The organism is Streptomyces sp. A0642, from assembly GCF_004795105.1.
Taxonomy (GTDB): Bacteria; Actinomycetota; Actinomycetes; order Streptomycetales; family Streptomycetaceae; genus Streptomyces.
Genome location: NZ_SSBL01000004.1, coordinates 62,588 through 88,513, shown reverse-complemented (window position 1 = coordinate 88,513; position 25,926 = coordinate 62,588). Strand labels below are relative to the sequence as shown.

Here is a 25,926-nt window from a genome sequence, read left to right as displayed (position 1 = left end):
TTACTGGGTAGTTAAATTCTGTGGCTGGCACGGTAGCATGGCCCCATGAGTGTTGGCGAGAACGAACAGACGGCCCGCGGCCCGGTGGACCGAGGGCGGCTGGACAAGCGCAGGGCGATCGTGGAGGCCGCCCTGCGGGTCTTCGCGCAGGTCGGATACGCGCAGGCGAGCCTGGACGTGATCGCCGCCGAGGCCGGGGTGTCCAAGCCGACGATCTACAACCACCTGGGGTCGAAGGAGAAGCTGTTCCGGCATGTGATGACGGAGACCGCCGCCCGTTCCAACGCCAAGACCCTCGACGTCCTCACCGCCTTCCCGACCGATCCGGACCAGCTGCGCCCGGGCCTGGAGGACCTCGCCACGAAGCTCGTCGACTGCTACTGCGACGAGCAGTCCGAGTCCGTGCGCCGGCTGCTGTACGCGGAGGCCGTGCGCTTCCCGGACCTCTTCGACGCGGTGCGGGCCAGCGGTCCGAACCAGTTCACGGAGGCGCTCGCGGGCCGGCTCGCCCGCCTCGCGAACGCCGGGCACCTGCGCGTCGAGGACCCGGTCAGGGCGGCCAACCAGTTCATCGCGCTGGTGTACGAGGAGCTGCCCGGGATGAGCGCGCTGGGCACCCGGCCCCTCGACCCGGAGGACGTCGCGAAGGTCGTCACCGCCGGGGTCGACACCTTCCTGCGCGCCTTCGGCACGGACCCGGCGGGCGGCCCCGACGGGGTCAGCGGCTGAGCCGTCCGTACGATCCCCGGAAGAACAGCAGCGGGTCCCCGTCCTCGGCCGCGTCGATCCGGTGCACGCGGGCGACCACGATCACATGGTCGCCCGCCGGGTGCTCGGCCTCGACCGAGCACTCCAGCCAGGCGAGCGCACCCTCCAGGACCGGCGCCCCGTCCGGAGAGGAGCCCCAGGGCATGCCGTGGAACTTGTCACCGCCGGTCACCGCCAGCCGCGACGCGGCCTCGCGCTGCCCGAACCCCAGGATGCTGATCCCCAGCAGCCCGCCCGCGCGGATGCGCGGCCAGCTGGTGCTGGTGTCCGCGACGCAGAACGACACCAGCGGCGGATCGAGCGAGACCGAGCAGAAGGAGTTCGCCGCGAGCCCCGACCGGCTCCCGGTCGTCAGATCCTGCGAAGCGACGGCGACCACGCCCGTCGCGAACCGTCCGAGCACGTTGCGCAGACATCGAGTGCCGCCGTCGAGGGGTCTCGTCCCGGTCATCCCCGCTTCCCCCCGCCGTATCGCATCCGTGCGAACTCCCTGGTCAGTGCCGTCCGCTGGTCACCGAAGCCGCCGCGCATCCGCAGTACCGACAGCAGTGTCCACAGCCGCGTCTGCGCGAAGTGCAGCGGTGATCCGTGCACGTCGTCGTGGGTCAGCAACCGGACTCCGCGCACCCGCTCCCGCAGCAGCCGGGCGTCACCCGGCGGGATGATCTCGTCCCGCAGGCTCGTCACGTGCGCCACCGGAATCCGCAGCTCCGCCAGCTCCCCGGGCGTCAGCGCCCAGTCCCGGATCAGCTCGTAGACCTCGTCGGGTTTCGACCGGGTGAGATGGGCCAGCGTGTCCGTGGTGACCCGGGGGACCGTGCGTTGCCAGGCGGTGTCCGTGAAGAAGTCGTGCAGCGGTGCGCCCGCGCCGACGACTCCGCTGATCCGCGCGTCGTGCAGGGCGGCCCGCAGGGCCAGATGCCCGCTGAAACTGAGCGCCAGGGCGTACGTGCGGGAGGTGTCCGCCCGGTCGCCGACCGCGTCCAGGACGGCCGGGAACATCTGCCAGCTGTCGGCCCCGTACAGCAGGGAGTTCTCGCCCACGCCCGGCATCTCGGTGACCACTCCGGCGAATCCCAGTGCCCCGAGCTGGAGCAGTACCGGCGCCCACTGCTCCTTGACCGAGACGATGCCGCCGGTCATCACCAGCAGCGGTTTCGGGTCCGAGGCGTCGAGCCCCGCCGTCCAGCAGCGGATCCGGCCGCCCGCGAGCTCGATGTCCAGGCGCTGCACCGCCGGGAAGTCCGACCGCCAGGTGTCGAAGGAATCGGTGCACCGCTCCAGCGCCTCCTGCCGCGCCGAGCCGTCCACGAAGGGGAACCGCGCCATGTTGTAGTGCACGGAGGCCTCCAGCGGCTTGCCCTCGGCCTCCAGCCGGGCCCCCTCGGCGCTCCACTCGTGCACCCAGGAACCCGGGGTGCCGTTCTCGTCGTCGCGGATCCGGGCCAGCAGCGGATCGTAGTGCTCGGCCGGCAGCCCCTGCGAACGGGTGTGGGCGACGACGAAGTTCTTCAGTTCCGCGATGTCGTTCATACGCTCTCCAGCGCCTCCTTGACCTCGGTCAGTACGTCCGCCGCCTCGGCCCCGTCGATGACCCGGTGGTCGAAGGCGAGACTGAGCCGCAGCACCGGTGCCACCACGATGCGGCCCTCCCGCACCACCGGCCGGTCCAGCACCCGGCCGACCCCGAACGTGGTCGTGGTGCCGCCCACCGAATGGAAGGAGTCGACCGCCCGGTGGCCCAGTGAGGTGACCGCGAACGTGCCGTTGAGATGGGGGCGCAGGGCGAGCGAGTCCGCCGCGGCACGGAAGGCCTTGCGGCCCTCGGCCCAGGGGGCCCGGTGCAGTTTCCGTACGCCTTCGAACGCGGGCAGCTTCTCCGGGTCGCCGTCGCGGACCCGCGCCAGATGTTCCTGGATGGCGGGCAGTCCGGACTCGTGGACGTCGGGCACGATCGTGCCGAGCACCACCCGGCGCCCGGCCAGGGTGCGGTCCAGGGCCACCTTGCCGTTGACGAACGGATAGTGCGCGATCCTCAGGCGGCCGGGCCGTCCGCGCACCGCCGCGTTGGCGTCCGGGTGCTTCGCCAGCACCCGGCCGGCGGCCCGCAGGACGTAGGAGGTGGTCGAGTAGCGCACCCCCTCGCTCTCCAGCGCCGACGCGCGGTGGGCGAGCACCGCGCTCATGTCGACCTCGGTGTCGAGGAACACGGGCGAGAAGTCCCGGATCACCTCCAGGAAGAACAGCGTGTGCCTGCGCTGGCGGGGGAGCGGCTCGCCGGCCTCGGGAGCACTCACGGCGCCACCGCCAGCAGGTACACGTCCTTCAGGCTGGCCGCCTCCAGCACATCGGCCAGCGGCAGCGAGCGCCCGGTCTCCCGCTCCAGGGCCGTGCACAGCGCCAGCAGGTGCACCGAGTCCCAGGACTCCACGGTGTCCAGCCCCCGGCCGAGGTCGTCGGCGGTGACGGGCAGGGCGAGTTCGTCCCGCAGCAGCGTGACGAAATCATCGACGGTCTTCACTGGGGATCCTCTCGAAACGGGCGGTCAGACGGATGTGATCGACGGGTGCGGCGGCCGGCCGGGACGCGAGCCGGAAGTCGGCCGAGTCCGCGTCCTCGCGGACCGTCTCGAAGCCCGCCCGCGGATAGAAGTCCGCCACCTTGCCGTTGCGGGGGGTGCGCGCGTACGCGGCCCGCACCTCGGCGGCGCCGCTGTCGAAGGCGTGCTCCAGTACGGCGCCGAGCACGGCCTGCTCGATGCCGCGCGAGAAGACCCGGCAGCTCAGCAGGAAGTTCTCGATCCGCAGCACCCCGGCCTCGCGCCGCAGCAGCACCACGCCGACCAGGCCGTTGTCCCCGAACCGGTCGGCTGACTCGATCGCGAGCACCTGCGCCGCCGGGTCCTCGTGCAGCGCCCGCACCTCGGCGGGCTGCAGCCGGACGGTGGTGAGATTGAACTGATTGGTCCGCAGGGTGAGCTGGGAGACCCGGTCGAGCCGCCCCGCGTCCACGGGTGCGAGCGTCACGGAGATGTCCAGCTCCCGCAGGTAGCCGTCGAGGGACTCGAAGGTCTGGAGGAAGTCCTGACGGGCCCGCTCCTCGCGGTAGCGCGCCGGGCGGGCGCGGTCCTCCGCGGTGAGGGCCCGGACATCGAACCACCCCTCCCGCAGCAGCCGTTCGACATGGAGCGCGGGCTCCCGGCCCACCTGGAGCACCGTGACGCCGGGCAGCTCGCGGCGGACGAGGCCGCACTCGAAGGGGCTGTCGTCGACGAAGACGAAGCTGTCCGTGCCGAGATTGAGGTCGGCCGCCAGCTCGGCGAGATTCTCGTGCTTGGGACGCCAGTTGGCCCGCACCTGTACGAAATCGGCCGCCCGCAGTGTGAGTTCGGGGTGCTCGTGCAGCGTCTTCAGGACCGGTTCACGGTCGTTCTTGCTGACGGCGGCCAGGAGCACCCCCTGGGAACCCAGTTGCTTCGCCACCGCCTGGAAGCGCCGGAACGCCTCTCCGCGGTAACCTCCCGCCACCTCGATGCCCTCGGGACCCGCCTCACCGAGCACACCGCCCCACACGGTGTCGTCCAGGTCCAGGGCGAGCACCTTCTTCGCCCCGCCCGCCGACTGCCGCGCCAGATGGCCGATCTCACGGGCGTAGCCGGCCAGCAGCCCGTCGGACAGATGGGCCTTGGCGTAGACGCTCTGCCGTACGTCCTGGGCGGCGACCCCCTCCGCGAGCAGCGGGTCGAGGTCCACGGTGACCACCTCGGGCCGGGTCTCCCCCAGACGCAGCAGACGGGCGTTGGCCTCCCGCCACACGGCTCCCAGCCGGGCGCGTGAGCCTAGGTCGACGAGCTGCGCGGTCAGCGACCGGGGCAGGGGGAGCGTGTTGAGGACCAGCGTGGCGCCCCGGGCCGTCGCGGCGAACACCCCGGCGGCCCGTTCGATCAGCGCGGTCTTCTCGTCCAGGACCCGCTCCACGTCCTCCACCCGCCAGGGCAGGGGCAGCTCGTCGGCCACGAGCGCCGGGTCGAGGACACAGAGCACCAGGGAGGGGGCGGCGGCGTACAGCTCGCTGCCCGGGTCCGCGAGGTCGAAGACCCAGCTGTCGAAGCCGGAGAGCCGTACCCGCGCCAGCAGCCCGTGCCGGGCCAGCTCGCCGGTGAGCGCGGGAACCACGGCCGACAGGGTCCCGTGCCCGGTCACCGCGATCACCGGCGCGGGGGTGCCGGGGTGCGAGGCGAGGACCTTCTCGGGGTCCAGCCGGGCCAGGACGCGGCCCGCCCGGACGAGCGCGTCCCCTTCCAGGCCGGCCACCAGACCCCGGACCGCGGGGTAGTCCTCGGCCGTGATCTCCCGCAGGTCCGCGGTGGTCTCGCTCACGGTGTCAGTTCCCTTCCAGGGCGAAGCCCGCCTTGAGCCATTTGCTGGACTCGATCGAGATGCCCACCGCACGCCGGCCGCCGGCCAGCCGGGAGAGGGCCCGCTCCAGCTGGAGGAAGACGATGGCGTTGCCGCAGTTGCCCGCGTCGTCGACGCAGGAGACCGGTTCGGCGTCGGGCAGGCCGAGCCCTTCGGTGATCAGCCGGGTCATCCGGCCGGACAGCTGGGGAGGCAGCAGCAGGTCCACGTCCTCGCGGGCCCAGCCCAGGTCCTCCAGCAGCTCGTCCAGCACCTCGCCTGCCATGGCCGGCACGTGCTTCTCGATGGCCTTGTAGTCCTCGGTGGCGGCCGGCCGGTCGCTGTCACGGTCGGCGGGGCCGAACCATTCGAGTACCGCGCCCGGCTCCCTGCCGAGCCCCACCAGCCGGGTGAACAGCGCCCGTACGGACACGGCGCCCGGCCCCGGCTCGGTGGACAGGACCGCGGCGCCGGCCGCGTCCCCGAACAGGACGTAGTTGACCAGTTCGGCCGGGGCCGTGCTCCGCAGATCGGTGTCCAGGTCGTAGAACCGGGCGATCACGTCACCGCCGAGCACCAGCACGGTACGGGCGCTCCCGGCGCGCAGCAGCTGCTGGGCGACGTCGAGTGCCTGGACGGCGCCGGAACAACCCGACTGGAGCTGGAAGCTCCGTACGCCGTCGATGCCCAGCCGGTCCGCGACCACATTGACGGTCGCGGGCATCAGCCGGTCCGGGGTGGCGGTGCCCAGCACCACCGCGTCCACCTGGCCCGGGGCGAGCCCCGCCCGGTCCAGCGCCTTGCGGCCCGCCTCCTCGGCCAGGTCCGCGAGCGTCGCGGTGAGCTTTCCCGACTCCAGATCCAGGGCCAGGTGACGCGACGCGGTGCCGATGAAGACGTCCACCCACTGCTGCCACAGCGCGTCCATGCCGAACCGCTCCGCCAGTGCGGCGTTGTCCAGCGGCGGGCCGGGAAGCGCGGAGGCGGCCGACCTTATGTACACATCCCGACCTGTCATGGGGGCCCTTCCTCGCTCGTTCGGACCGGTCTCAGTCGGACAGCAGGATCCGCGCCTCGGCGGAGGCGCGGACGCCGGTCATGCGCCAGGTGCGGAAGCCGCGCAGACCCTCGTAGCGGCCACTCGTCCCGGTCGCGGGGTAGTGCACCCACTCGCTGGTGCGCACGTCGTTGAAGTCCGCCCACCCCTCGGCGTGGATGGTGCCGTCGTCGAGGGTGATGTCCTCGGTGTAGTAGGTCAGCAGTCCGCCGTCGCCCGGCCGGACGTACTCGATCCGGAACGAGCCGTGCGACGTGCCGATCAGCTTGCCGTCCTCGTCGTACAGTTCGTCGTCGAACGTGCCGGTCTGACCGGTGCTCGGGTCGGCGACGTCGACGTCGTCGACCACCTTGACCACGACTTCCCTCGGGACGCGCAGCACGATCTGGTCAGCCATCTGACGGTTCCTCTCGATGAAGGGTTCGGACATCCCGGGACGGTGGCGCCCAGGCGATCAGGGGTGGGGTGGTGAGGAACGCACCCGGGCCGGTGAGGGCCTCGGACGCGGCGGTGGCCGCCTCGTCCGGTGCACCGGGGGAGGGGAAGAACACCTCCGGGGCGGGCAGGTGCGGGCGGGCGAGGACGGACCAGAAAGAGTGCCGGGTCCATGTCCCGCTGTTCACCGGGTCGTTGTCGGAGAAGGTGTAGGGCGCGTACTGCGCGCCGGTGGGATCGGGCTGGGTGAAGCGCCCCCAGAAACCGTTGTAGAGGTGGTGGTCCAGGAGGTGCGCGCTGCGCAGCAGCTGGTAGGCGCCCCGGTAGCGGAACGGGTTCGCCGCCGCCGCGTCGCCCGACGCCGTGACCGCCCCGTGGGCGGTGTAGCGGTAGCGGGCGGCGACGGCGCCCTCCTCGTCGATCAGCACGAGCACGGAGCCCTGCTGGTCGGTCACCGCCCAGTAGTGGCGGCCCGTGTCCGTCAGGACGGCGAGGAGGGCGCCGTCGGGTGTGCGGACGTAGTCGGAGGGGACCCCGTCGTCCGCCGTGCGCACGATCCCCAGGGGCGAGTGGGTCAGCACGTGGACGACGGTGCGTCCGTCCACGGTCGTCTCCGTGATGCGCCGCGGTGTCTCCTGGCCCAGCCCGTCGTAGCGCACGTCCACCACCTGGACCCCGCCGAACACACCGGTCAGGGTCTGGTTGACGGCGCTGTAGCGGAACGATCCGGTCGGATCGGTCTCCTCGGTGAAGTTGCCCGCGCCGTCGTAGGCGAACGCCGTGTCGCCGAAGCGGACCACCTGGCCGGCCTCGTTGAGAGTGAACTCCGTCGTCCCCAGCCGGCGCAGATGATGGGCGTCGTCGTAGGCGAATCCGGTGTCACCGGCCCGCACGAGGCGCTTGAGCCCGTCGTAGGCGAAGGCGGTGAACTCCCCGTCGATCACCGAGGAGCGCAGCACATCGCTGTCGGCGCCGCCGCCCGAGCTGTAGCCGTACTCCGCCGACAACAGGGTCTCGCCCCGCGGTCCGCGCACCGTCAGGGCGGTCCTGCGCCCGGAGGCGTCGTAGCGGATCTCCTGCACGGCCGCGCCCATTTCGATCCGCACCGGCCGGCCGTCAGCGTCCCGGACGAACCGGGCGGTGCGGCCCGCCGGAGTGGTGACGGCCTCGGTGCGGCCCGCGCCGTCCAGGGCGTAACGGGTGGTCCCGCCCGGGGTGGTGAACGAGGTCAGCGCGCCTTCGGAGTCGTACTCCGCGTCGATCCGCTCGGGGCCGGAGCCCGCCTCCCCGGTCCGCACGGCGGCCGTGGGACGGGCGCCTCGTGCCGTCAGGACCCAGTTGAACGCGTACGACCAGCCGGGGCCGTCCTTGCGGACCACCCGGCCGAGTGCGTCGCGGGTGAGCACCAGCAGCGTGCGCCCGGCGTTCTCGTCCGTGACCTCGGTCAGCCGCCCGGCCGGGTCGTACCGGCAGCCGATGCGGTCACCGGCCCCGCTGGTCACCGATGTGATCCGGGACAGGCCGTCGTACCCGAAGACCGTGCGGCCGAGGGGGGCGGGCGGGTCCACGGTGGTCAGGTCGCCGGCCTCGTCGTAGCCGAAGCGCGTTCTGGCGCCGTTGCCGTCGACGCGTTCGGTGAGGCCGCCGTGGACGGGATCGTAGCTCCGGGTGTCCACGTCCTTGACCCGGCCCGCGGCACGCGTGCGGACGAGTCTGCCCGACTCGTCGTACTCCAGCAGGAGTTCGTTGCCCAGGGGGTCCCGCAGGGAGGTGAGCGTCCCCCTGTCCCCCCGCGAGGCGTAGGACACCTGGGAACGGGCGCCGGTGGGCAGCCGGAGCGTCGCCGGACGGCCCCGTTCGTCGTAGGTGCGGGTGAGCGTCGCTCCCGTGGCATCGGTGAAGGAGACCGGCCGGCCGGCCGCGTCCCGTGTCAGGCGGCGGACATGGCCCGCAGCGTCCTCGACGGCAGTCGGCCGGCCCTGCGCGTCGAAGACATAGCCGGTCCGCAGACCCGTCGGCCCGGTGACGAGAGTGCGGTCCGGCCCGTACGAGAAAGCTGTCAGGGCCCTGCCCCGGGGGCCGGTCCAGGAGATCTCGGAGACCGCGGACATCCCGTCGTAGGCGATCCCCACGACGTCGCCGAGCGGGTCGGTGATGCCCACCAGCCGGCCGTCCGCGTCCCACAGGAAGGCGGTGGTGGCCCCGTCGGCCCCGGTGTGCCGCTCCAGCCGGCCCGCACGGTCGTACGCGAACGCCGCCGCCTCGGCCCCCAGCGGATCGACGATCTTCGACACCAGGCCGTCGGAGTCACGGTGGAGAATCACCACCCGGCCCCGGGCGTCCGTGAAGGTCACCGGTTCGCCCCCGGTATCCGGTGCGAAGCCGGGTCCCGCGGAAAACGACCAGCCGGGCCCGAATCCCCGCTCCACCGGCGCATGGCCGCGGTACTCGCGGACCAGCCGCAGATGCCCGCCGGTCCCGGCGACGACCAGATCGAGCTGACGGACGATCAACTCCCCCTCGTGCAGATCGACGAGGACCTCGCCGAGATCCCCGACGGGCAGGCGCCGCACGGCGCGATGGGCGGACAGGTCCCGGGGCATGGGCACGGCTCCTCAACTGGACCGACTGGACTGCGGATCGCTGGAGTTCGGACGCTCGCAAGGCTGCCGGGGCCCTCTAAAGCTCCCCTAAGGCCGAGGGCCCGCGTTACCGCGGCCGTCCATGAAGGTTCTGTTACAGAACGATTCATCCCGTCACCCGCGCCTACCCTGGCCAGTGGCCACAGCTGTCGGGTGTCTCTCAGCGCCGAGAGCGCGCAATGCAGACCGGGGGAAGGGGACCTGCGCCATGGGCATCACCACCATCACCAGGCCGAACACCGTCACTACCGTCCGCACCGCCGAGTTGGCGCGGCTCACGGAACTCGTCCGGGCCGCCCGCGACGGCAGGCCGGCCATCGTGGAACTGGCCGGCGACCCCGGAACCGGCAAGACCAGACTGCTCGCCGCCCTGGCCCAGGAGGCCAGGGCACAGGGGCTCGCCGCCCTCCACGGCCGCTGCTCCGAGGCCGAGGCACAGGTCCCCTTCCACCCCCTCGTGCAGGCGCTGACCGCCTGGCGGGGCGCCGGCGCGGAGGCGGGCGCCGGCGCCACCGCGACCGCGGCGCTCGTCGAAGCGCTCACGGACGTCCCGCCCGGCGCGGAGCGGTCCCTCTGGCGCTCCCCGTACTTCGCGGCGGTGCGCCGCCTCCTCGCGGCCGGACCCGCCGCGTCCCCGGGCGGCGCGCTGCTCGTCCTCGACGACTTCCACTGGGCCGACGCCGGCTCGGCACGGCTGGTGGAGACCCTGATCCGCTGGCCCCTCGACCACGGGCTGCTCCTCGTCGTCGCCCACCGGCCGAGGCAGGCCCCCGTTCCCCTCCGTGCCGTGCTCCAGGAGGGCGGCGAGCTCGGCGCCGTCGAGACCCTCACCCTCGGGGCCCTGCCCGCGCACCGGTGCGCGGAGGTGCTGGGAGTCCGCGCCGACGCCCCGGAACTGCCCCGGCTGTACGCACACAGCGGCGGCAACCCGCTCTACCTCACCGCCCTGGCCGAAGCCGGATCGCTGACCGGGGACACCCTCGACCTCTGGACGTCCAGTTCGCTCGGCGCCCGCCTGCTCGCCGAGACGGAGCTCCTCGCGGCCATACCCCGCAGAGTGGTGCACGCCGCGGCGGTGCTCGGCAGCGTCTTCGACGTCGACGCCGTCGCCGAGGTGGCCGAGACGTCCCGGGACGAGGCCTGCCGGGCGCTCTCCGAGCTGCGCCGCCGCGACCTGATCCGCTCGACGGCGGAGACCGGCGTGCTGGCCTTCCGGCACCCGCTGCTCCGAGGGTGCCTCTATGCCGACGCCGACGCCTGCTGGCGTTCGGGGGCACACCGCCGGGCCCGGGACCGTTTCGGGCGGCTGGGCCTCCCGGCCCTCGTCATCGCCCCGCACATCGAGCGCGCCGGGTCCGGGATGCGGCCCGCCGACGCCGAGGTACTGGCCGTTGCCGCGCGCTCCTGCGCGCAGGCGGGCAGGCCCGCGGAAGCGGCCCACTGGTTGAGGTCCGCGCTGCGGCTCGGACGCAGGACCGGCGACGGGAGCGGCGCCGGTCCCGTCGGTACCGAGCTGTGGCAGCAGGTGGTCCGTGCCCTGGCCGCCGAGGGCGACGCCGAGCGGATCGCCGCGCTCGTGGCCGAGGTGCTCGCCGGACCCGACGGCCGGTCACCCGGGCGCCGCGCCGGTGCCGCAGCCTTCCTCGCCGCCGTGCTCGCGGCACTCGGCCACGACGAGGAGGCACAGGCACTGCTGGCCGCCGAACTCCCCGCCGCTCAGGCCGCTTCGCCCGGCGCGGGACTGCTCCTGCGGGTGAGTCAGCAGCTCGGCAAGGTGCTCGCCGGCCAGATCCCGGCCCGGACCGATGTCGAGGTGCTCGTGCACGGCACGGACGGCGCCGACCCGGTCACCGCGGGCGGGGCCCTCGGCCTCGCCGGGCTGTGCGCCGTCCTCGACGGCGACATGTGCGCGGCGGAGATGTCCCTGGACGCCGCCGCTCAGGCCCTGGACGAACTGGACTCGGGACGGCCGGCCGGGGACCAGGAGGCCGGCCATCTCCTGGTTCTGAGCTGGGCCGAGGCGCTGATGGGGTGGTACGGCCCTGCGTACGGACATGCGGAGCGGGCATTGACCGCCGTGCGCAGCCGGGGCGACGCGCACTTCCTGCCGCCTCTGCTCGACACGCTCGGCTATGTGCACTACCAGAGCGGCCGGCTGGCCGACGCCCTGGGCGCCGTCCGGGAAGGCGCCGCCGCCGCCCGCGCCATGGGCCGGGGCGACCATGTGGCCCTGTCGGACGCGATCACCGCCGCCGCCTGGGCCCAGCTGGGCCGGAACTCGCCGCCCCCCGCCGCGGCAGGGTCCCCGCGCCGGGCCGCTCCGGAGCCCCGGACGCCGCTCAACGCCCTCCTCCTGGCCGAGGCCTCGCTCGCCTCGGGCGAGGCGGGCGCCGCCCTGGCCCTGCTGCTTCCCGAGCGGGAGGCCTGGCGGGTCTCCGAGCCCGTCGCCGTGTTCGCGGCCCGCAACTACGAACTCCTGGCCGCGGCCGCCGTGCAGACGGAGGCCGACGCGGACACCCTGGACGCCTGGGCCGAACGGGCGGCCGCGGCCGCGGCCGCCGTCGGGCTGGTCGAGCAGAGCGGGCACGCGTTGCTGGCCCGCGGCCACGCCCTCATGGCCCGGGGACTGCCCGCGGAGGCCGCCCAGTGCTACGGCGAGGCCCGGAAGCTGTTCGGCGACTCCAGTCCCGCGGGTGCCCGCGCCCGCGCACTGGCGCGGTCGGCGGCCCGGGTGACGGACCGTCGGGAGAGCAGCGGCCTCGACGAGTTGACCCTGCGGGAGCGAGAGGTCGCCGAACTCGCCGGCGAGGGGCTGAAGACCAAGGACATCGCGGGGCGGCTGCGCGTGAGCCCCCGCACCGTGGACGTCCATCTGACGCACATCTACAGCAAGTTGGGCGTGAACTCCCGTGCCGCGCTTGTCCGGCTGATGGCCCTGGCCGGCTGAGGCACCCCGATCGCGGTGGCCAGCAGCCCGTCGGCCGCCGCCCACCGGCCGTGGAAGACCCCGATCGCCCGGCCCCCGACCACCGGGCCGGGCACCAGGAGCGCCGCACGGAACGTACCCCCGGGGTCGATCCGGATCTCCGCCTCCGGGAAGTCGAGCAGCAGCCCGGTCAGCGGGAACCACGCCTTGTACACCGCCTCCTTGGCGCTGAACAGCAGCCGGTCCCAGGACACGCCGGGCCGGTGCGCGCTCAGTTCGGCCATGCGCTCGCGCTCCGCCGGGAGGGAGACCGAGGCGAGCATGCCGGGCCCCAGCGGCCGGTCGGGTTCGGCGTCTATGCCCAGTGACGCCAGCACCCGGGACCGGGCCACCCCGGCCGCCCGGAAGCCGGCGCAGTGCGTCATGCTGCCGACCACGCCGGCCGGCCAGCGGGGCGCGCCCCGGGGCCCCGGCACCAGCGGTTCGTATCCGAAGCCCAGTTCACGCAGGGCCGTCCGGGCGCAGTGGCGCACCGTGGTGAACTCCCTGCGGCGCGTCTCCACGGCCCGGGCGACGGCGGCCTCCTCCGCCGGATGGAGCCGGGCGTCCGGCGGATCGTCGTACACCTCGGCCCCCACCGCCCCCGGCGGCAGCAGAGCGGCGATCACCGCCGCACCTCCGCTCCGCCGCCGCGCGCGGCCGGGTGCGGGCCCGGCAGAACGAGCCGCGTCCCGCCCGGGCCCTTCGCGCGGCTGCGCCACTCGCGGGGGTAGCCGACCGACACCTCCTCGAAACGCACCCCGTCGTACCAGGTGGTCCGGGGGATGTGGAGGTGCCCGTACACCACGGCACGGGCGTGGAAGCGGGTGTGCCAGTCGGCCGTGGCCTCGGTGCCGCACCAGAGGGCGAACTCCGGATGGCGCAGGACGCGGGTGGGCTCGCGCACCAGCGGGAAGTGGTTCACCAGCACCGTTTCGGTGCCGGGGGCGAGGGCCGCGAGCCGGCGCTCCGTCACGGCGACGCGCGCCCGGCACCAGGCGTCGATCGACGGGTACGGGTCGGGGTGCAGCAGCACCTCGTCGGTGGCCACGACGCCGTTCGACCGGGCCCGCGCGAGCGCTTGTGCCCGGGACCCGGTCCCGGGCGGCCGGAAGGTGTAGTCGTACAGGACGAACAGCGGCGCCACCGTGACCGGGCCCGTCGGGCTCTGCCACACGGGGTACGGGTCCTCCGGCGTCACCACGCCGAGGTCCCGGCACATCCGCACCAGGTGCTCGTACCGGTTGAGCCCCCGGAGGGTCACCGGGTCGTGGCGGTGGGTCCACAGCTCGTGGTTCCCCGGTACCCACACCACTCGGGCGAAGCGCCGGGTCAGGAGTTCCAGGGCGCGGCCGATGTCACCGGCGATCTCGCCCACATCGCCGGCCACCAGCAGCCAGTCGTCCGGGTGGTCCGGACGGAGCCCTTCCAGCACCGCCCGGTTCTCCCCGAACGCCACATGCAGATCGCTGATCGCCAGCAGGCTCCCGGCCGCGCTCACCACGCCCTCACAGCCGGGCCGCCGTGACGGCGGCCGCCACGGCGGCGGCGAGTTCCGCGACGGCCGGCAGGTGGTCGCCCAGGAAGAAATGGCCGCCCGGGAAGACCCGCAGTTCGAAGGGCCCGGTGGTGTGGTCGCGCCACGCGCGCACGTCCGCGACCGGCGCTTCCGGGTCACTGTCCCCGGTGAGGGCCACGACCGGGCACGCCAGGGGCACACCCGCGCTCGGTACGTAGGCCGAGAGCGCCGCGTAGTCGCCGCGCAGGGCCGGAAGGACCAGTTCGAGCAGTTCGGGGTCGTCCAGCACGGCGGGTGCGGTGCCGCCCAGCGAGCGGACCTTGGCGAGCAGCGCCGTGTCGGTGTCGAGGCGTTCCGATCCGGCCACCGCGCGGGACGGCGCCCGGCGGCCGGACACGAGGAGCGCCGCCGGACGGTGGTCCGGCGCCCGGGCCAGCCGCAGGGCGACCTCGTGAGCGAGCGAGGCGCCCATGCTGTGACCCAGGAAGATCCGTGGCCCGGCCGGCGGCGGGCCGTCGCCCACCGCCTCGGCGATCAGGTCCGCGAGCCGGTGCAGGTCCCGGACGGCCGGTTCGCGGTACCGGTCCTGTCTCCCCGGGTACTGGACGGCGCGGACGCTCAGGGCGGGGAGGGCGGCGGCGGACAGGGCGTGCCAGTAGCCGGCGGAGCCGCCCGCGTGCGGAAAACAGATGAGCTCGGCCGGGGCGTCCGTGCCGTGGTAGCGGCGCAGCCAGGTGTCCTGTCGTTCCGGGGCCATCGTCAGCTCGCCACGGGAAGGTCGAGGAGCCGGTCCGAGGTGAGGATCGCCTGATGCAGCCGGCGCAGCGACCGGCAGGGTTCCAGGCCCAGTTCGGACCGCAGGACCCGCTGCGCCGAGCGGTACACCTGGAGCGCCTCCGCCTGCCGCTCCGAGCGGTACAGGACGAGCATGAGCTGGCGGTAGAAGGACTCGCGCAAGGGGTACTCGGCCGTGAGGGTGTTCAGCAGACTGATGACCTCGCGGTGGCGGCCGAGCGCGGTACTGGCCTCGACGGAGAGTTCCAGGCCCGCGAGCCGCTCCTCCTCCACCCAGGTGGCGAAGCGGGTGAGCACCGGGCCCTCGGGGGTGCCGTCGAGGACGGTGCCGCGCACGAGCGAGAGCGCCCGGCCGAAGGCGTCGAGGGCGGCTTCGTAGCTGCCGGACTGCTGGAGGAAGCGCCCTTCCCGCATCGCCGCGCGGAAGTCGTCGACGTCGTACCCCGCCCCGTCCAGCCGCAGGAGGTAGCCGGAGGGCTTGGTGATCACGGCGCGGCCGCCGTCGTCACCGGCGGCGGTGAGGAACTTCCGCAGCTGTGAGAGGTAGACGTGGACGGCCGCCGACGCGCGCCGCGGCGGCCCCGACCCCCAGAGCTCCTCGATGATCTGTTCCTTCGTGGTGACCCGTCCGGCGCCCACGAGGAGGGTCGCCAGTGTCATCTCCATCTTGGGAGCGCTCAGGGAGTATCCGCGCCCCTCGTGGGAGACGCGGAGGGGGCCGAGCAGTTCGTAGCGCATCGGTACCTCGATCGACGGGGGAACACACTTTCGCGTTCCGGGTCCTGTCACTTTCGAGGCAACGCGCGCGTCCGCACATCGGGGAAACTGCGTACGTATGCCGATTGGCCGAAATGTGCTGTGAGCGGGCGGCTTTGGTGCGGCTTTGGCGGGGCCCGGCAGGCTGGGGCGATGCGCACCCTCCTCACCCGATATCTGAGATCCTGCGCCGGCGCGCTGATCGCCTTCGGCCAGATCTGGATCCCTGTCCCGCCGGGCCCCGCTCCGCAGGACGGGAGGACCGACGAGGCCCCCGGCGGGCCGGCCCCGGGCCACCCCGAACGGCTGTGCCCCGAAGTGCCGCTCAGCGAGGCGGAGATGACGTGGGGACGGCAGCTCCTCGGGGCCCCCGGCCCGGATCCGTACGAAGGCTGACGGACCGGGGCCGGCGGGGCATTCGGGTCAGTGCCGGCGCACGTGCGGAGCGGGTACGAGGCGCACCGCGGTGTTCAGCACATGGTCGATCACATCGCGCGAGGGCTTGTCCGTGAGGTTGGTGAGCAACCGGGCCAGCGTGCTGAGGAGGAACGGCGAGCCCATCACGTAGCGGTTGAGCACCGGCTGGAAACCGGAGCGGCTGAACACCAGGCCGGCGGCCGTGTTGCCGAGCCGGTAGTAGCTGCCCCAGCGGCGGTTCATCTCGACCGGGTAGTGACGGAGCGCCCTCTCCCGCCTGGGGCCCGCCGGCAGGGCCAGCGCGAGTGCCGCCGTCTCGGCCGCGACCTCGCCGGCCTCCAGCGCCTGGCCGATGCCCTCACCGTTCCAGGGGCTGATCATGCCCCCGGAGTCGCCGACCAGGAGAAGCCCCCTGGTGTACAGCGGGTGACGGTTGAAGCCCAGCGGCAGCGCGGCGCTGCGCACGTGCCCCTCGGCGTTCTCCTCGCGCAGCCCCCACGCCTCGGGTGTCCGTGCCAGCCACCGGTCCAGAGTGGCCCGCAGGTCGGCCTTGCCGTGGCGGCGGTGGGGGATGGCGCCGAGCCCTACGTTGACCCGCCCGTCACCCATCGGGAAGATCCAGCCGTACCCCGGCAGGAAGTGGTCGCTCCGGGGGTAGCGCAGGTCCGCCCACAGTTCCAGGAACTCCTCACGGGAACGCTCGGGGCTGCGGTAGTAGCGACGGGCCGCCGTGGCGATCTGCCGGTTCGTGTCCCGCTGCACCCCCATGGCCAGAGCGAGCCGCGCGGACGCGCCGTCCGCGGCGATGACGACCGGAGCGCGGTGCACCACCGGCGCCTCGGTGCCCGACACCGCCGTGACACCGGTGACCCGGCCGGCCCGGTCCGTCACCGGCTCCGTCACCTTCACGCCGGTGCGCAGGCGGGCCCCGGCGGCCACCGCGTGGCGGGCCAGGATGTCGTCGAAGTCGTGCCGGCTGCGCGTGAGGCCGAAGTCCGGGTAGCCGCCCAGCGCGGGCCAGTCGATCTGCACCTGCCGGTCGCCGGTCACCCAGCGCATTCCGCGCGACCGCGTCCAGCCGGGGGCCTTGATGTCGACGCCCATCCGGATGAGCTGGTGCACCGCGCGCGGGGTGAGGCCGTCGCCGCACACCTTCTCCCGGGGGAACGCGGACTTCTCCAGCAGCAGCACGTCGACGCCCGCCCTCGCGAGGTGGTACGCGGCGGACGACCCGGCGGGCCCCGCCCCCACCACGATCACCTGGGCCTCCTCGGGGCCGGGCCGGGAGTCTTCGGCCGGGGCGGACTGGTCTGCGTGCGCTTCCCGCATGGGAACCCTTTCCTCGGACGGCCGGCGCCGCCGGCGGACGCCGGACCTCTACCCCGACATCCTGCCGGTTCGCACCGCCGCCCGGCAGGGTGATCAACACCCTGGGCCCGCGCCGGCCTGCCCCTGGGCCCGCGCCGCTCCGGAACGCGCCTCGGGGCCGCACGGCGTGCGGCCCCGAGGACGACGGATGAGTGGCGCGGGAGTCAGTACGGCAGCGGGCGCCCGGACGGCGTGCGCAGATCGAGCGGCGGCGGCCGGGAAGGAAGCGGTGGACGTCGGACGATCTTGATGCGGCCCACTGACCCCACCTCCTGTCGGTCATCCGTCCTATGCCCTGGCAGCGCGCCGTTCACACGTCACGCGGCCGGCAACGCCGCCCGGTCCCGAAGGGCGGCCGGGCGGAATCGTGTTAAACCTGAAGATGTGGGTGGTACAGGTCGGCTCCGGACGCGGTTTCGCCACTCCGCCCGGCAGCCGCGTCGGCACGCCGACGGACACCCGGGCGGTGACGAACCCGCGCCCTCCCGTCGGCAGCGCCGGCGCTCCGCGCCCGGCAGCGGGCTGCGCGACCTCTTCAGCGTCCACACCGTGGCGGGCCAGGTCTTCTTCCTCATGCTGGGCATCACGGCGCTCCTCGTCGTGACCGCCGTCGTCGCGCTGGTGGTCCAGGGCAGACACGACAGCATGAACGTGGCCGAGGCCCGGTCGCTGAGCGTCGCGGAGACCTTCGCCCATGCCCCGGGCGTCGCCGCGGCCCTCGACAGCAAGGACCCCACCACCGTGCTCCAGCCCCGCGCCGAGGACGTCCGGCGCAGCACCGGCGTGGAGTACGTCGTGGTGGCCGGAGCCAACGGCATCCGTTACACCCACCCGGACATCGCGCTGATCGGGGAGCGCGTCCCCGGCCCGTACAAGGAAGCCCTGGAGGGGGAGCCGTTCACCCGCACGGTCAAGGCCAGCCGCGGTCTGGTCGTCAACGGCGTGGCGCCCGTGCAACGGCCGGACGGCACGGCCGCCGGCCTGGTGGCCGTCGGGATCAGGGTCGAGACCGTGAACAGACTCGCCTATCCGAGCATCCCGCTCGCCCTCGGCGCCGCGGTCGCCGCCCTCGCCCTCACGGCGGGCGGCGCCGCGCTGGTGAGCCGCCGCCTCGGCCGCCAGACGCGCGGCCTCGGCCCGGCCGAGATGACCCGGATGTACGAGCACCACGACGCCGTCCTGCACGCCGTCAGGGAAGGCGTACTCATCATCGGGGCCGACGGCCGCCTGGTCCTCGCCAACGACGAGGCGCGACGACTCCTGGAACTGCCCGCCGACGCCGAGGGCCGCGCCGTGACCGCGCTGGGACTGCATCCCCGCACCGCGGAGCTCCTGGCCTCCGGGCGGGTCGCCACCGACGAGGTGCGGCCGGCGGGCAACCGGCTGCTGGCGGTCAACCTCCGCCCCACCGGTGAGCGCGGCGGACCGCCCGGCACGGTCGCCACCCTGCGGGACACCACCGAACTACAGGCACTCACGGGGCGGGCGGAGACCGTGCGGGAGCGCCTGATGCTCCTGTACCGGGCGGGGGCCCGCATCGGGACGACCCTCGACGTCACCACGACCGCGCGCGAGCTGGCGGAGGTCGCCGCCCCCGGCTTCGCCGACTGCGTGACGGTCGACCTCGCCGACTCCGTACTGCGCGGCGAGGAACCGGAGCCGCCCTCCGGCGAGGCGATGGCCATGCGCCGCACCGCCCTGCACGGCGTCAGCCCGGACCACCCCCTCTATCCGCCGGGCAGCGTCATCGGCTTCGTACCCACCCGTCCCGAAGGCCTCGGCACCAGCAGCGGCCACACCTGGCTGGTCCCCGATCTCACCGCGTCCCGGCAGTGGCGCCTGCCCGACCCCGCGCAGGCCGCACGGATCCTGGAGTACGGATTCCACTCCCTGATCTCGGTGCCCCTGCGCGCCCGCGGCATCATCCTCGGCATGGCCAACTTCTGGCGCGCGCAGAACGAGACCTCCTTCGACGCCGAGGACCTGTCCTTCGCCGAGGAACTGGTGGCCCGGGCCGCGGTCAGCGTCGACAACGCCCGGCGCTACACCCGCGAGCACGAGATGGCCGTGACGCTCCAGCGCAGCCTGCTCCCGAGCGGCCTTCCGGCCCAGAACGCCCTGGACGTCGCCTACCGCTATCTGCCGGCGCAGGCGGGGGTGAGCGGGGACTGGTTCGACGTGATCCCGCTGTCCGGCGCCAGGGTCGCGCTCGTCGTCGGCGACGTGGTCGGGCACGGTCTGCACGCCGCGGCCACCATGGGCCGGCTGCGCACCACGGTGCACAACTTCTCCACGCTGGACCTGCCGCCCGACGAACTCCTCAGCCACCTCGACGAACTCGTCGCCAGAATGGACCAGAACGAGACCGCAGGCGCGGCGATCACCGGGGCCACCTGCCTGTACGCGATCTACGACGCGGTCTCCGGGCGCTGCTCGGTGGCCCGGGCCGGGCACCCCGGACCCGCCCTCGTCCGGCCGGACGGCACCGTCGAGTTTCCCGAGATCCCCGCCGGCCTGCCGCTGGGAATCGGTGGCATGCCCTTCGAGGCGACCGAGCTGGACGTGCCCGAGGGGAGCCGTCTGGTGCTGTACACGGACGGCCTGGTCGAGCGCCGCGACCGGGACATCGACGACGGCCTGCGGCAGTTGCGCGACGCTCTGGCCGGCCGTGACCGCACGCCCGAGGAGACCTGCGACGACGTGCTGGAGGCGCTGCTGCCCAGCCGCCCCGGCGACGACGTCGCCCTGCTCGTGGCCCGCACCCGGACCCTGGACCCCGCATGCCGCGTCGAGTGGCAGGTGAACCCCGACCCGGCGGCCGTCGCCGGCGTACGCAAGGAGGCCATCCGCTGGCTCACCGACCGGGGCCTCGACGAGGAGGGGTTCGTCACCGAACTGATCCTGAGCGAGCTCGTCACCAACGCGATCCGGTACGGCTCCGAGCCGATCAGCGTGCGGCTGCTGTACGACCGGGCCCTGATCTGCGAGGTGTCGGACTGCAGCAGCACTTCGCCGCACCTGCGCTACGCGGCGACGACGGACGAGGGCGGACGCGGTCTGTTCCTGGTCGCCCAGTTCGCGGAACGCTGGGGCACCCGCTACACCGAACGCGGCAAGGTCATCTGGTCCGAACAGTCGCTCGGCGGGCGCCCGCCCGCTTAAGGGCTGTCCCGCAATTCCTGGCGGGCGCGCGACGACAGCTACGGCACCTCGCCGCGTTGTCGGAACGCCCGGATACACCCCGTATGCGGGCGCCTCCCCGCCTTGCGGTGCACCGCATCCGACGCCGCGCGCTGATCCACCAGGAAGGGCGGGACAGCCCTGGCTCCCACCGGGGGCGGCCGCCCGGAACGGCAACCGCTGCGCCTGATACCGGACATCTTGTCGACTGGCGGGGGACAGCCGGCACGGCTGCTCGCTATCCTCCGGGCATGAGCCGTGAGCGTGGCACGTGTGGCGTCCTTGACCAGGCGCGATTACGGGGTTCCAGGTGAGCGAGGCATGGGGGGCCCTGCCGGCGGACGCCCGTACGGCGGAGGCATGGCAGTCGTTCGGAGCCCGGTTGCGCCACTGGCGCAGACGCGCCGGGCTGACCCAGGCCCAGGTGGGCGCCCGGGTCGGCTACGACCACACCGCCATCAGCAAACTGGAGCACGGCAGCCGGCGGACGCCGCTTCCCCTGGCCCGCCGGCTGGACGACCTGCTGAAGGCCGCGGGCGAGCTGCTGGAGGCCTGCGAGGCGGCCGGGCGTCAGGAGCGCGCCACGGGTCCGCAGGACGGGCCGCTCGCCGCGCGGAGCGGCCCGCTGCCCGGTGAACCTCCGGGCGTAGCCCTGCCGGCGATGCTTCCGCCGGGGACCGTCCTGCCCGCGCGTCTGCCCGCCTACGGACTCGTCTGCCCGATGCACGGCCGGGACGGCTGCGCGGTCCCCGTGCCCTCCGACGTCATCGCCCTGCACGCCGCCTTCTGCGCCCTGGGCCCGGACGCACTGGCCCACCCCGCCCTGGACGATGACACGGTGCACGCGCTGACCGCCCTGCTCGCCGTCTGTCTGCGCGCGGACGAGGAGCGCGCCTGGCCGGGAGCGACCGCCGTCGTCGAGCGCACGCTGCACGCCATGCTCCGCTGGATGGCGCTCCCCGCGGCGTCGTACCAGACCCGACTGGCCCCGCTGGCGGCCGAGTACGCGCAGTCGGCCGGCTGTCTGCGGCTGCTGTGGGGCCGCAACGGGACGGCGATGGCCTGGCTCGACCGCTCGCTGCAGTGGGCCGTCCTGGCGGACCGCGTCGGTACGCAGGTCGCGGCCCTCAGCGACATGAGCACCCTGGCCCGGCTGGAGGGGGACGGACCCTCGGCGCTCGCCTACGGCAGGGCGATCGGCGAAGCCGCGGCGGGCCGGTACTGGGCGGGCGCCATGAGCGACCTGTACCAGGCGCGCGGCCACGCGGTCCGCGGCGACGCCACCCGGACCCTGAGGCACATCAGCCGGGCCTGGACCCAGATGGACCGGGCCGGCGAAGGCGACGAGGCGGAGGCGCCGTGGCTCTCCGTCGCCTCCGTGCGCCTGCGCGTGGAGTCCGGCGCCGCCGGCGCGCTGCGCGATCTCGCCGCGGCCACCGGCGACCGCCGTTTCGCGCTCCGCGCCGTCGGGGCGGCCGGGGCCGCGCTCGGTCTGCTGCCGCCCGGCATGCACTCGGCCCGCATGCTGTTCCTGGCCCGGATGGCCGACGCGCACGCGTGCGCCGGTGACCCGGCGGCGGCGCAGGCCGTGGCGGCGCCGGTCCTGGACACCACCGAGGTGAATCCGGCGACGCTGCTCGGCCAGGAACTGCGCGGACTCCACGGCAGACTCGCCGCCCGCGGCGGCGGCCACGCGGAGACCGACGACTTCGTCAGCAGACTGGCGGCGGCGGTCCGCTGACGCACGGGGGCGGGGCGTGTGGAGCACGCCCCGCCCCCACGCTCCCCCGGGAGCGGATCAGCTCACGTCGAGCGTCACGTCGTCCACGACGAAGCTGGTCTGCAGGTAGGCGTCCTCCTTACTGGTGAACCCCAGCGTCACCGTCTGCCCCGCGGCGGAGCCGACGTCGAAGGACTGCTGGACGTAGCCGCTGCTGGCGTCGAGGTTGGAGTACGTCGCCAGCGTCCGGGAACCGAGCTTCACCGTGAACGTGTCGTAGGCGGTCGCGTCGCCCGCCGACTCGTCGGTGTCCGTGCGCAGGAAGAACGACAGCCGGTAGGTCGAGCAGCCCGCCGGAACGGTCACCGACTGCGTGGCCGTGTCGGTGTGGGTGCTGCCCCAGCCTCCGAACCAGGCCAGGTACGACCCGCTGTGCGCGGGCTTCTCGGAGGTCCGGTCGGTGATGACGTCGCTCTGGGTCCACGGAGCGGTGCCGTTCTCGAAACCGCCGTTCGCGACGACCTGCCGTGCCTGGCAGGTGCTGCCGCCTCCGCCGACCACCAGGGAGTACGTGGTGGTGTGGGTGGCGGTGCCCGTGCCGGTCACGGTGAGGGTGTACGTACCGGCGGTGACCTGTGCACCGGCGGAGACGGTCATCGTGGACGAGGAGCCCGACTGCACGGAGGACGGGGCGAAGGAGACGGTGACCCCGCTCGGCGCGCCGGAGGCGGTGAGCCGCACGGTCTGCGCGGAACCACTGGTGGTGGCCGTCGCCACGGTCGCCGTGACGGAGGCTCCCGGCTGGACGCTGCCGGACACCGGGTTCACCGAGACGGAGAAGTCGTCGGCGGGCGCGGTGGTGCCGACCGCCGTCTTCCACACGGTGTAGGCGACACCGTCCGCGCTGCGGTTGAGCGCGGTCGCGTTGATGTTGGCCGTCGTGTCGCACGCCTGGTGGTAGCACGAGTCGTACGAACGGCCCGCGGTACCGCCCCACTTCGTGGCCTGGGCCGACGTCTTCGTGTCACTCGCCCCGGTCGCGTACCCCGAGGTGGCGATGCCGCCCTGCTGGAAGGAGTAGTCGTCGGAGCGTCCCTGGCCCTCGACGTTCTCCTCCGGCGCCAGGCCGAGCGAGGCCCAGTACTCCTTCATCGGGGCCGAGGCCGCCGAGTTGAGGTTGTTGATGAAGTAGCCGCCGTTGGTGGAGGCGACCATGTCGAAGTTGTAGTAGGCGCTGATGGCCGACCGCTGGGCGGCGGAGAGCTGGCCGACGTAGTACTCGGAGCCCTCCAGGCCCTGCTCCTCGCCGTTCCACCAGGCGAAGCGCACGTGCTTGGTCATCGTCGGGTTCTGCTGGGCCAGGGCCAGCGCGTTCTCCAGCAGCGTGGCGGAGCCGGAGCCGTTGTCGTTGATGCCGGGGCCGGCGGCCACACTGTCGAGGTGGGCGCCGAACATCACGGTCCGGTCGGCCGCACCGCCCGGCCAGTCCGCGATCAGGTTGTTCCCGCGGTAGGTGCAGGTGGTGCAGGTCTGCTCGCTGACGGTGTATCCGGCCGCCTGGAGCTTGCCCTTCACATAGGCGAGCGAGGCGGTGTAGCCGCTGCTGCCGGCCCGCCGGTTGCCGCCGTTCTGCGAGGCGATCGTGTTGAGCTGGGCCAGATGCGTCTGCACGTTGGCGACGCTGATGTCGGGGGCCGTGCCGCCCGGGTTGCCGCCGCCGCCCACCGTCAGGGTGTACTGCGCGGTGTGGTCCTGGGCGCCCGCACCCTTCACCGTGAGGGTGTACGTACCGGGCGCCGCCGCCGTCGTGGCCGACACGGTCATCGCCGAGGTCGCGCCGGACTGCACCGAGGACGGGCTGAAGGAGACGCTCACCCCGCTCGGCTGGCCGGTCGCCGACAGGTTCACCGTCTGCGCACTGCCGGACGACACGGTGGTCCTGACCGTGGCCGTCACCGAACCGCCCTGCTGCACCGAGCCGGAGGCCGGGTCGAGCGACAGGGAGAAGTCGTTGCTGCCGCTCGGGACGCAGGTCGGGTCACCGCTCTGGGCGGGGACGCTCACCGCGTCCCAGGCCGCCTTCGCCCGGTTGAACAGCACACAGGTGGCGTCGAGGTTCTTGGCCGAGGTCAGGGTCGCGGTGCGGTAGCGCTTGTACGTCATGCCGCTGGTCTTGAGCAGCATGCCGCCGTAGAAGACCTTGCCGGCGCTCTGGATGCCCACACCGGTGACCGAGGAGCTGTTGCAGGTGGGGCTGGACGGCTTGCCGCCCCCCGGACTGGAGCCCTCGGCCAGCAGATAGAACCAGTGGTTGAGGGGGCCCGCCGCCGCGTGCTCCTCGGTGTTGGGTATGGAGGAGCTGTAGCAGTTCGGGTCGCCGGTCTGCCCCGGGTTGTACATGATCCGGATCGGTCCATTGCCGACCAGGTTGATCTTCTCGCCGACCGTGTAGTCCGGGTCGTCGTAGGGGGCGGGCTCGTTGGTGTACGCCTCCGTCAGCGCGCCCATGATGTCGCCGGTGGCCTCGCCCAGACCGGACTCGTTGTTGGCGCCGCCGGGGGTGTACTGGTCGATGCCGTGGCCGAACTCGTGGCCCACGACGTCCATCGCGCCGATCCACTGGTTGGCGTTGTTGTGGCCGATCGAGACGGAGGAGCCGTCCCAGTAGGCGTTCACGTCATTGAGACCGACCTTGACCGGCCAGCTGCGGCCGTTCCCGTCGTGGCCGTTGCGGCCCAGCCAGTCCCGGAGCATGTCCCACTCGTGCTGGGCCGCCCACATGACGTCGACGCAGCCGGTCTCCTTGCTGGAGGCGTTGCCGGTGCCCCAGGAGTCGCTCGACTTGGTGAAGACGCTGCCGGTGCTGTAGTCGGCACAGCTCAGCCCGGGGCGGCCCGGGTCGCGGAGTGAGTAACTTCCGCCCGAAGACGTGGTGTTGATGGACAGAGGAGCCGGTCCGTTCCACTGGCTGTTGCCGGTGCCGGCCTTGACGTCGTCGTAGCTGTCGAGCACCTTCCCGGTGCCCGCGTCGACGAACACGTGCAGCCGGCTCGGTGCCTTCGCGGTCCGGCCGGTGAGCACGGTCTCCCAGGCCAGCCGGGACTTCGTGCCGGTGGCCCGGACCACCAGCCGGTGGCTGTCCACCCGCTCCACCGTGCGGAGCTTCTTGCGCGAGGCGGCCTCGGCGGCCCGCGCGGAGACGGTCGCGGTGACCGGAACGTTGATGCGCCGGGAGACCGCGGACTGGGATCCGCGGATGCGCCCCTTGGAGTCGGCCACCACGACGGCGTCACCGCCGACGACGGGCAGGCCGCGGTAGGTGCGTTCGTACGCGATGGAGTAGAGCCCGTTGACCCAGGGGGTCACCATCTGCCGCTCGTACCGCTCGTCGGGCCCCTTGGCCAGGGCGTCCAGACCACTGGCCGCCGCCCGGTCGGCCGCCGACACGGCGGTCGACAGCGCGGTGGGGGCGGGCGGAGACGGTTCTGCAGAAGCTGACTGGCCAGTGGTGGCGACCAGCATTCCGGCGAGGACGGCCAGGGTTGTCCCGGCCGTCATCGGTCTGCGTTTCATCGAGGCTCCTCGGTTTGTGGGGACCTCGGTCACGGAAGCGGCATGGAGAGACGGACCCGCCCGTACGGTCGGCGCCGGTCGTCCACCCAGGTGGTGTCCGTGATCGGGCGACCGAACACTCACACGTGGGCATGTCAGCGTCAACGAACTGCGGGCAGGCGAAAGGGCCTTGGCAAGTCTGGTCAAGTCGCCGTCGTGCGATCGCACAGCCCGCGCACAGGAAAGGGCGGCGGCGAGGAGAGGGGGCACGGGCGACCCCGCGTCCCGGGAGGCCGCCCCGGGCACGGGGGACCCCGCCCACCTGGAAGCCGACGCGGCGGGCACCCGGCGGCTC

Annotated in this window: 19 protein-coding genes; 5 read left to right on the top strand and 14 right to left on the bottom strand. The window is 73.3% G+C overall.

Annotated features, from left to right (window positions below):
• Positions 1 to 45 precede the first annotated feature (45 nt).
• Positions 46 to 729 (top strand): TetR/AcrR family transcriptional regulator, encoded by a 684-nt coding sequence (locus E6R60_RS09950; protein WP_136326110.1) that lies wholly within the window; start codon positions 46 to 48, stop codon positions 727 to 729.
• Here the strand turns inward: E6R60_RS09950 and E6R60_RS09945 are convergent.
• The 8 genes from E6R60_RS09945 to E6R60_RS09910 are packed head-to-tail and all read right to left on the bottom strand — an operon-like array spanning position 719 to position 9,260.
• On the bottom strand, positions 719 to 1,219 hold the full coding sequence (locus tag E6R60_RS09945; protein WP_136326109.1) for a flavin reductase family protein: 501 nt from the start codon (positions 1,217 to 1,219) through the stop codon (positions 719 to 721). The genes E6R60_RS09950 and E6R60_RS09945 overlap by 11 nt on opposite strands.
• A complete protein-coding gene (locus tag E6R60_RS09940) occupies positions 1,216 to 2,301 on the bottom strand; it encodes an alpha/beta hydrolase (RefSeq protein WP_136326108.1) in 1,086 nt (361 codons plus the stop codon). The genes E6R60_RS09945 and E6R60_RS09940 overlap by 4 nt, the downstream gene beginning before the upstream one ends.
• Positions 2,298 to 3,065 carry a 2-oxo acid dehydrogenase subunit E2 gene (locus E6R60_RS09935; protein WP_136326107.1) on the bottom strand — a complete coding sequence of 256 codons (768 nt, stop codon included), beginning with the start codon at positions 3,063 to 3,065 and terminating at the stop codon, positions 2,298 to 2,300. Before E6R60_RS09935 ends, E6R60_RS09940 begins: the two co-directional genes overlap by 4 nt.
• Positions 3,062 to 3,289, bottom strand: coding sequence for an acyl carrier protein (locus E6R60_RS09930; protein ID WP_136326106.1), 228 nt, complete (start codon positions 3,287 to 3,289; stop codon positions 3,062 to 3,064). The genes E6R60_RS09935 and E6R60_RS09930 overlap by 4 nt, the downstream gene beginning before the upstream one ends.
• Positions 3,273 to 5,147, bottom strand: coding sequence for an HAD-IIIC family phosphatase (locus E6R60_RS09925; protein ID WP_136326105.1), 1,875 nt, complete (start codon positions 5,145 to 5,147; stop codon positions 3,273 to 3,275). Before E6R60_RS09925 ends, E6R60_RS09930 begins: the two co-directional genes overlap by 17 nt.
• A gap of 4 nt (positions 5,148 to 5,151) precedes the next feature.
• A complete protein-coding gene (locus E6R60_RS09920) occupies positions 5,152 to 6,183 on the bottom strand; it encodes a 3-oxoacyl-ACP synthase III family protein (protein ID WP_136326104.1) in 1,032 nt (343 codons plus the stop codon).
• A gap of 31 nt (positions 6,184 to 6,214) precedes the next feature.
• Positions 6,215 to 6,619, bottom strand: a complete 405-nt coding sequence (locus E6R60_RS09915) for a hypothetical protein (protein ID WP_136326103.1) — start codon at positions 6,617 to 6,619, stop codon at positions 6,215 to 6,217.
• Positions 6,612 to 9,260: a DUF6531 domain-containing protein gene (locus E6R60_RS09910; protein ID WP_240802485.1), complete on the bottom strand. Its 2,649-nt coding sequence runs from the start codon at positions 9,258 to 9,260 to the stop codon at positions 6,612 to 6,614. Before E6R60_RS09910 ends, E6R60_RS09915 begins: the two co-directional genes overlap by 8 nt.
• 247 nt (positions 9,261 to 9,507) lie before the next feature.
• Here E6R60_RS09910 and E6R60_RS37790 point away from each other — a divergent pair, with 247 nt between their 5' ends.
• Complete coding sequence (locus E6R60_RS37790) at positions 9,508 to 12,246, top strand: LuxR family transcriptional regulator (protein ID WP_136326101.1); 2,739 nt, start codon at positions 9,508 to 9,510, stop codon at positions 12,244 to 12,246.
• Here E6R60_RS37790 and E6R60_RS09900 read toward each other — a convergent pair.
• Genes E6R60_RS09900 through E6R60_RS09885 form a run of 4 tightly spaced genes read right to left on the bottom strand, consistent with a single transcriptional unit; the run spans position 12,183 to position 15,316 of the window.
• On the bottom strand, positions 12,183 to 12,893 hold the full coding sequence (locus tag E6R60_RS09900) for a 4'-phosphopantetheinyl transferase superfamily protein (RefSeq protein ID WP_136326100.1): 711 nt from the start codon (positions 12,891 to 12,893) through the stop codon (positions 12,183 to 12,185). The genes E6R60_RS37790 and E6R60_RS09900 overlap by 64 nt on opposite strands.
• Entirely contained in the window at positions 12,890 to 13,765 is an 876-nt protein-coding gene (locus E6R60_RS09895) for a metallophosphoesterase (RefSeq protein ID WP_136326099.1), read from the bottom strand. Before E6R60_RS09895 ends, E6R60_RS09900 begins: the two co-directional genes overlap by 4 nt.
• 7 nt (positions 13,766 to 13,772) lie before the next feature.
• Entirely contained in the window at positions 13,773 to 14,540 is a 768-nt protein-coding gene (locus E6R60_RS09890; RefSeq protein WP_136326098.1) for an alpha/beta fold hydrolase, read from the bottom strand.
• A 2-nt stretch (positions 14,541 to 14,542) separates the two neighbouring features.
• Positions 14,543 to 15,316, bottom strand: a complete 774-nt coding sequence (locus E6R60_RS09885; RefSeq protein ID WP_136326097.1) for an AfsR/SARP family transcriptional regulator — start codon at positions 15,314 to 15,316, stop codon at positions 14,543 to 14,545.
• A 171-nt stretch (positions 15,317 to 15,487) separates the two neighbouring features.
• Here E6R60_RS09885 and E6R60_RS09880 point away from each other — a divergent pair, with 171 nt between their 5' ends.
• Positions 15,488 to 15,730 (top strand): DUF6059 family protein, encoded by a 243-nt coding sequence (locus E6R60_RS09880; RefSeq protein ID WP_136326096.1) that lies wholly within the window; start codon positions 15,488 to 15,490, stop codon positions 15,728 to 15,730.
• A 27-nt stretch (positions 15,731 to 15,757) separates the two neighbouring features.
• Here the strand turns inward: E6R60_RS09880 and E6R60_RS09875 are convergent, their stop codons facing one another.
• On the bottom strand, positions 15,758 to 17,080 hold the full coding sequence (locus tag E6R60_RS09875; protein ID WP_136326095.1) for a geranylgeranyl reductase family protein: 1,323 nt from the start codon (positions 17,078 to 17,080) through the stop codon (positions 15,758 to 15,760).
• A gap of 612 nt (positions 17,081 to 17,692) precedes the next feature.
• On the opposite strand from E6R60_RS09875, the gene E6R60_RS09870 reads away from it, so the two are divergent.
• Positions 17,693 to 20,281 (top strand): SpoIIE family protein phosphatase/ATP-binding protein, encoded by a 2,589-nt coding sequence (locus E6R60_RS09870; RefSeq protein ID WP_206309382.1) that lies wholly within the window; start codon positions 17,693 to 17,695, stop codon positions 20,279 to 20,281.
• Between the two features lie 328 nt (positions 20,282 to 20,609).
• Complete coding sequence (locus tag E6R60_RS09865; protein WP_136326094.1) at positions 20,610 to 22,040, top strand: helix-turn-helix transcriptional regulator; 1,431 nt, start codon at positions 20,610 to 20,612, stop codon at positions 22,038 to 22,040.
• A 57-nt stretch (positions 22,041 to 22,097) separates the two neighbouring features.
• Here the strand turns inward: E6R60_RS09865 and E6R60_RS09860 are convergent, their stop codons facing one another.
• Entirely contained in the window at positions 22,098 to 25,577 is a 3,480-nt protein-coding gene (locus E6R60_RS09860) for a M28 family peptidase (protein ID WP_136326385.1), read from the bottom strand.
• Positions 25,578 to 25,926 lie beyond the last annotated feature (349 nt).

Bases quoted from the DNA above. Each gene is read 5' to 3' on its own strand.
- E6R60_RS09870 (WP_206309382.1), top strand. From the start codon at position 17,693: ATGCTGGGCATCACGGCGCTCCTCGTCGTGACCGCCGTCGTCGCGCTG.
- E6R60_RS09860 (WP_136326385.1), bottom strand. From the start codon at position 25,577: ATGACGGCCGGGACAACCCTGGCCGTCCTCGCCGGAATGCTGGTCGCC.
- E6R60_RS09880 (WP_136326096.1), top strand. From the start codon at position 15,488: ATGCGCACCCTCCTCACCCGATATCTGAGATCCTGCGCCGGCGCGCTG.
- E6R60_RS09885 (WP_136326097.1), bottom strand. From the start codon at position 15,316: ATGCGCTACGAACTGCTCGGCCCCCTCCGCGTCTCCCACGAGGGGCGC.
- E6R60_RS09940 (WP_136326108.1), bottom strand. From the start codon at position 2,301: ATGAACGACATCGCGGAACTGAAGAACTTCGTCGTCGCCCACACCCGT.
- E6R60_RS09875 (WP_136326095.1), bottom strand. From the start codon at position 17,080: ATGCGGGAAGCGCACGCAGACCAGTCCGCCCCGGCCGAAGACTCCCGG.
- E6R60_RS09945 (WP_136326109.1), bottom strand. From the start codon at position 1,219: ATGACCGGGACGAGACCCCTCGACGGCGGCACTCGATGTCTGCGCAAC.
- E6R60_RS09890 (WP_136326098.1), bottom strand. From the start codon at position 14,540: ATGGCCCCGGAACGACAGGACACCTGGCTGCGCCGCTACCACGGCACG.
- E6R60_RS09915 (WP_136326103.1), bottom strand. From the start codon at position 6,619: ATGGCTGACCAGATCGTGCTGCGCGTCCCGAGGGAAGTCGTGGTCAAG.
- E6R60_RS37790 (WP_136326101.1), top strand. From the start codon at position 9,508: ATGGGCATCACCACCATCACCAGGCCGAACACCGTCACTACCGTCCGC.
- E6R60_RS09920 (WP_136326104.1), bottom strand. From the start codon at position 6,183: ATGACAGGTCGGGATGTGTACATAAGGTCGGCCGCCTCCGCGCTTCCC.
- E6R60_RS09910 (WP_240802485.1), bottom strand. From the start codon at position 9,260: ATGCCCCGGGACCTGTCCGCCCATCGCGCCGTGCGGCGCCTGCCCGTC.
- E6R60_RS09950 (WP_136326110.1), top strand. From the start codon at position 46: ATGAGTGTTGGCGAGAACGAACAGACGGCCCGCGGCCCGGTGGACCGA.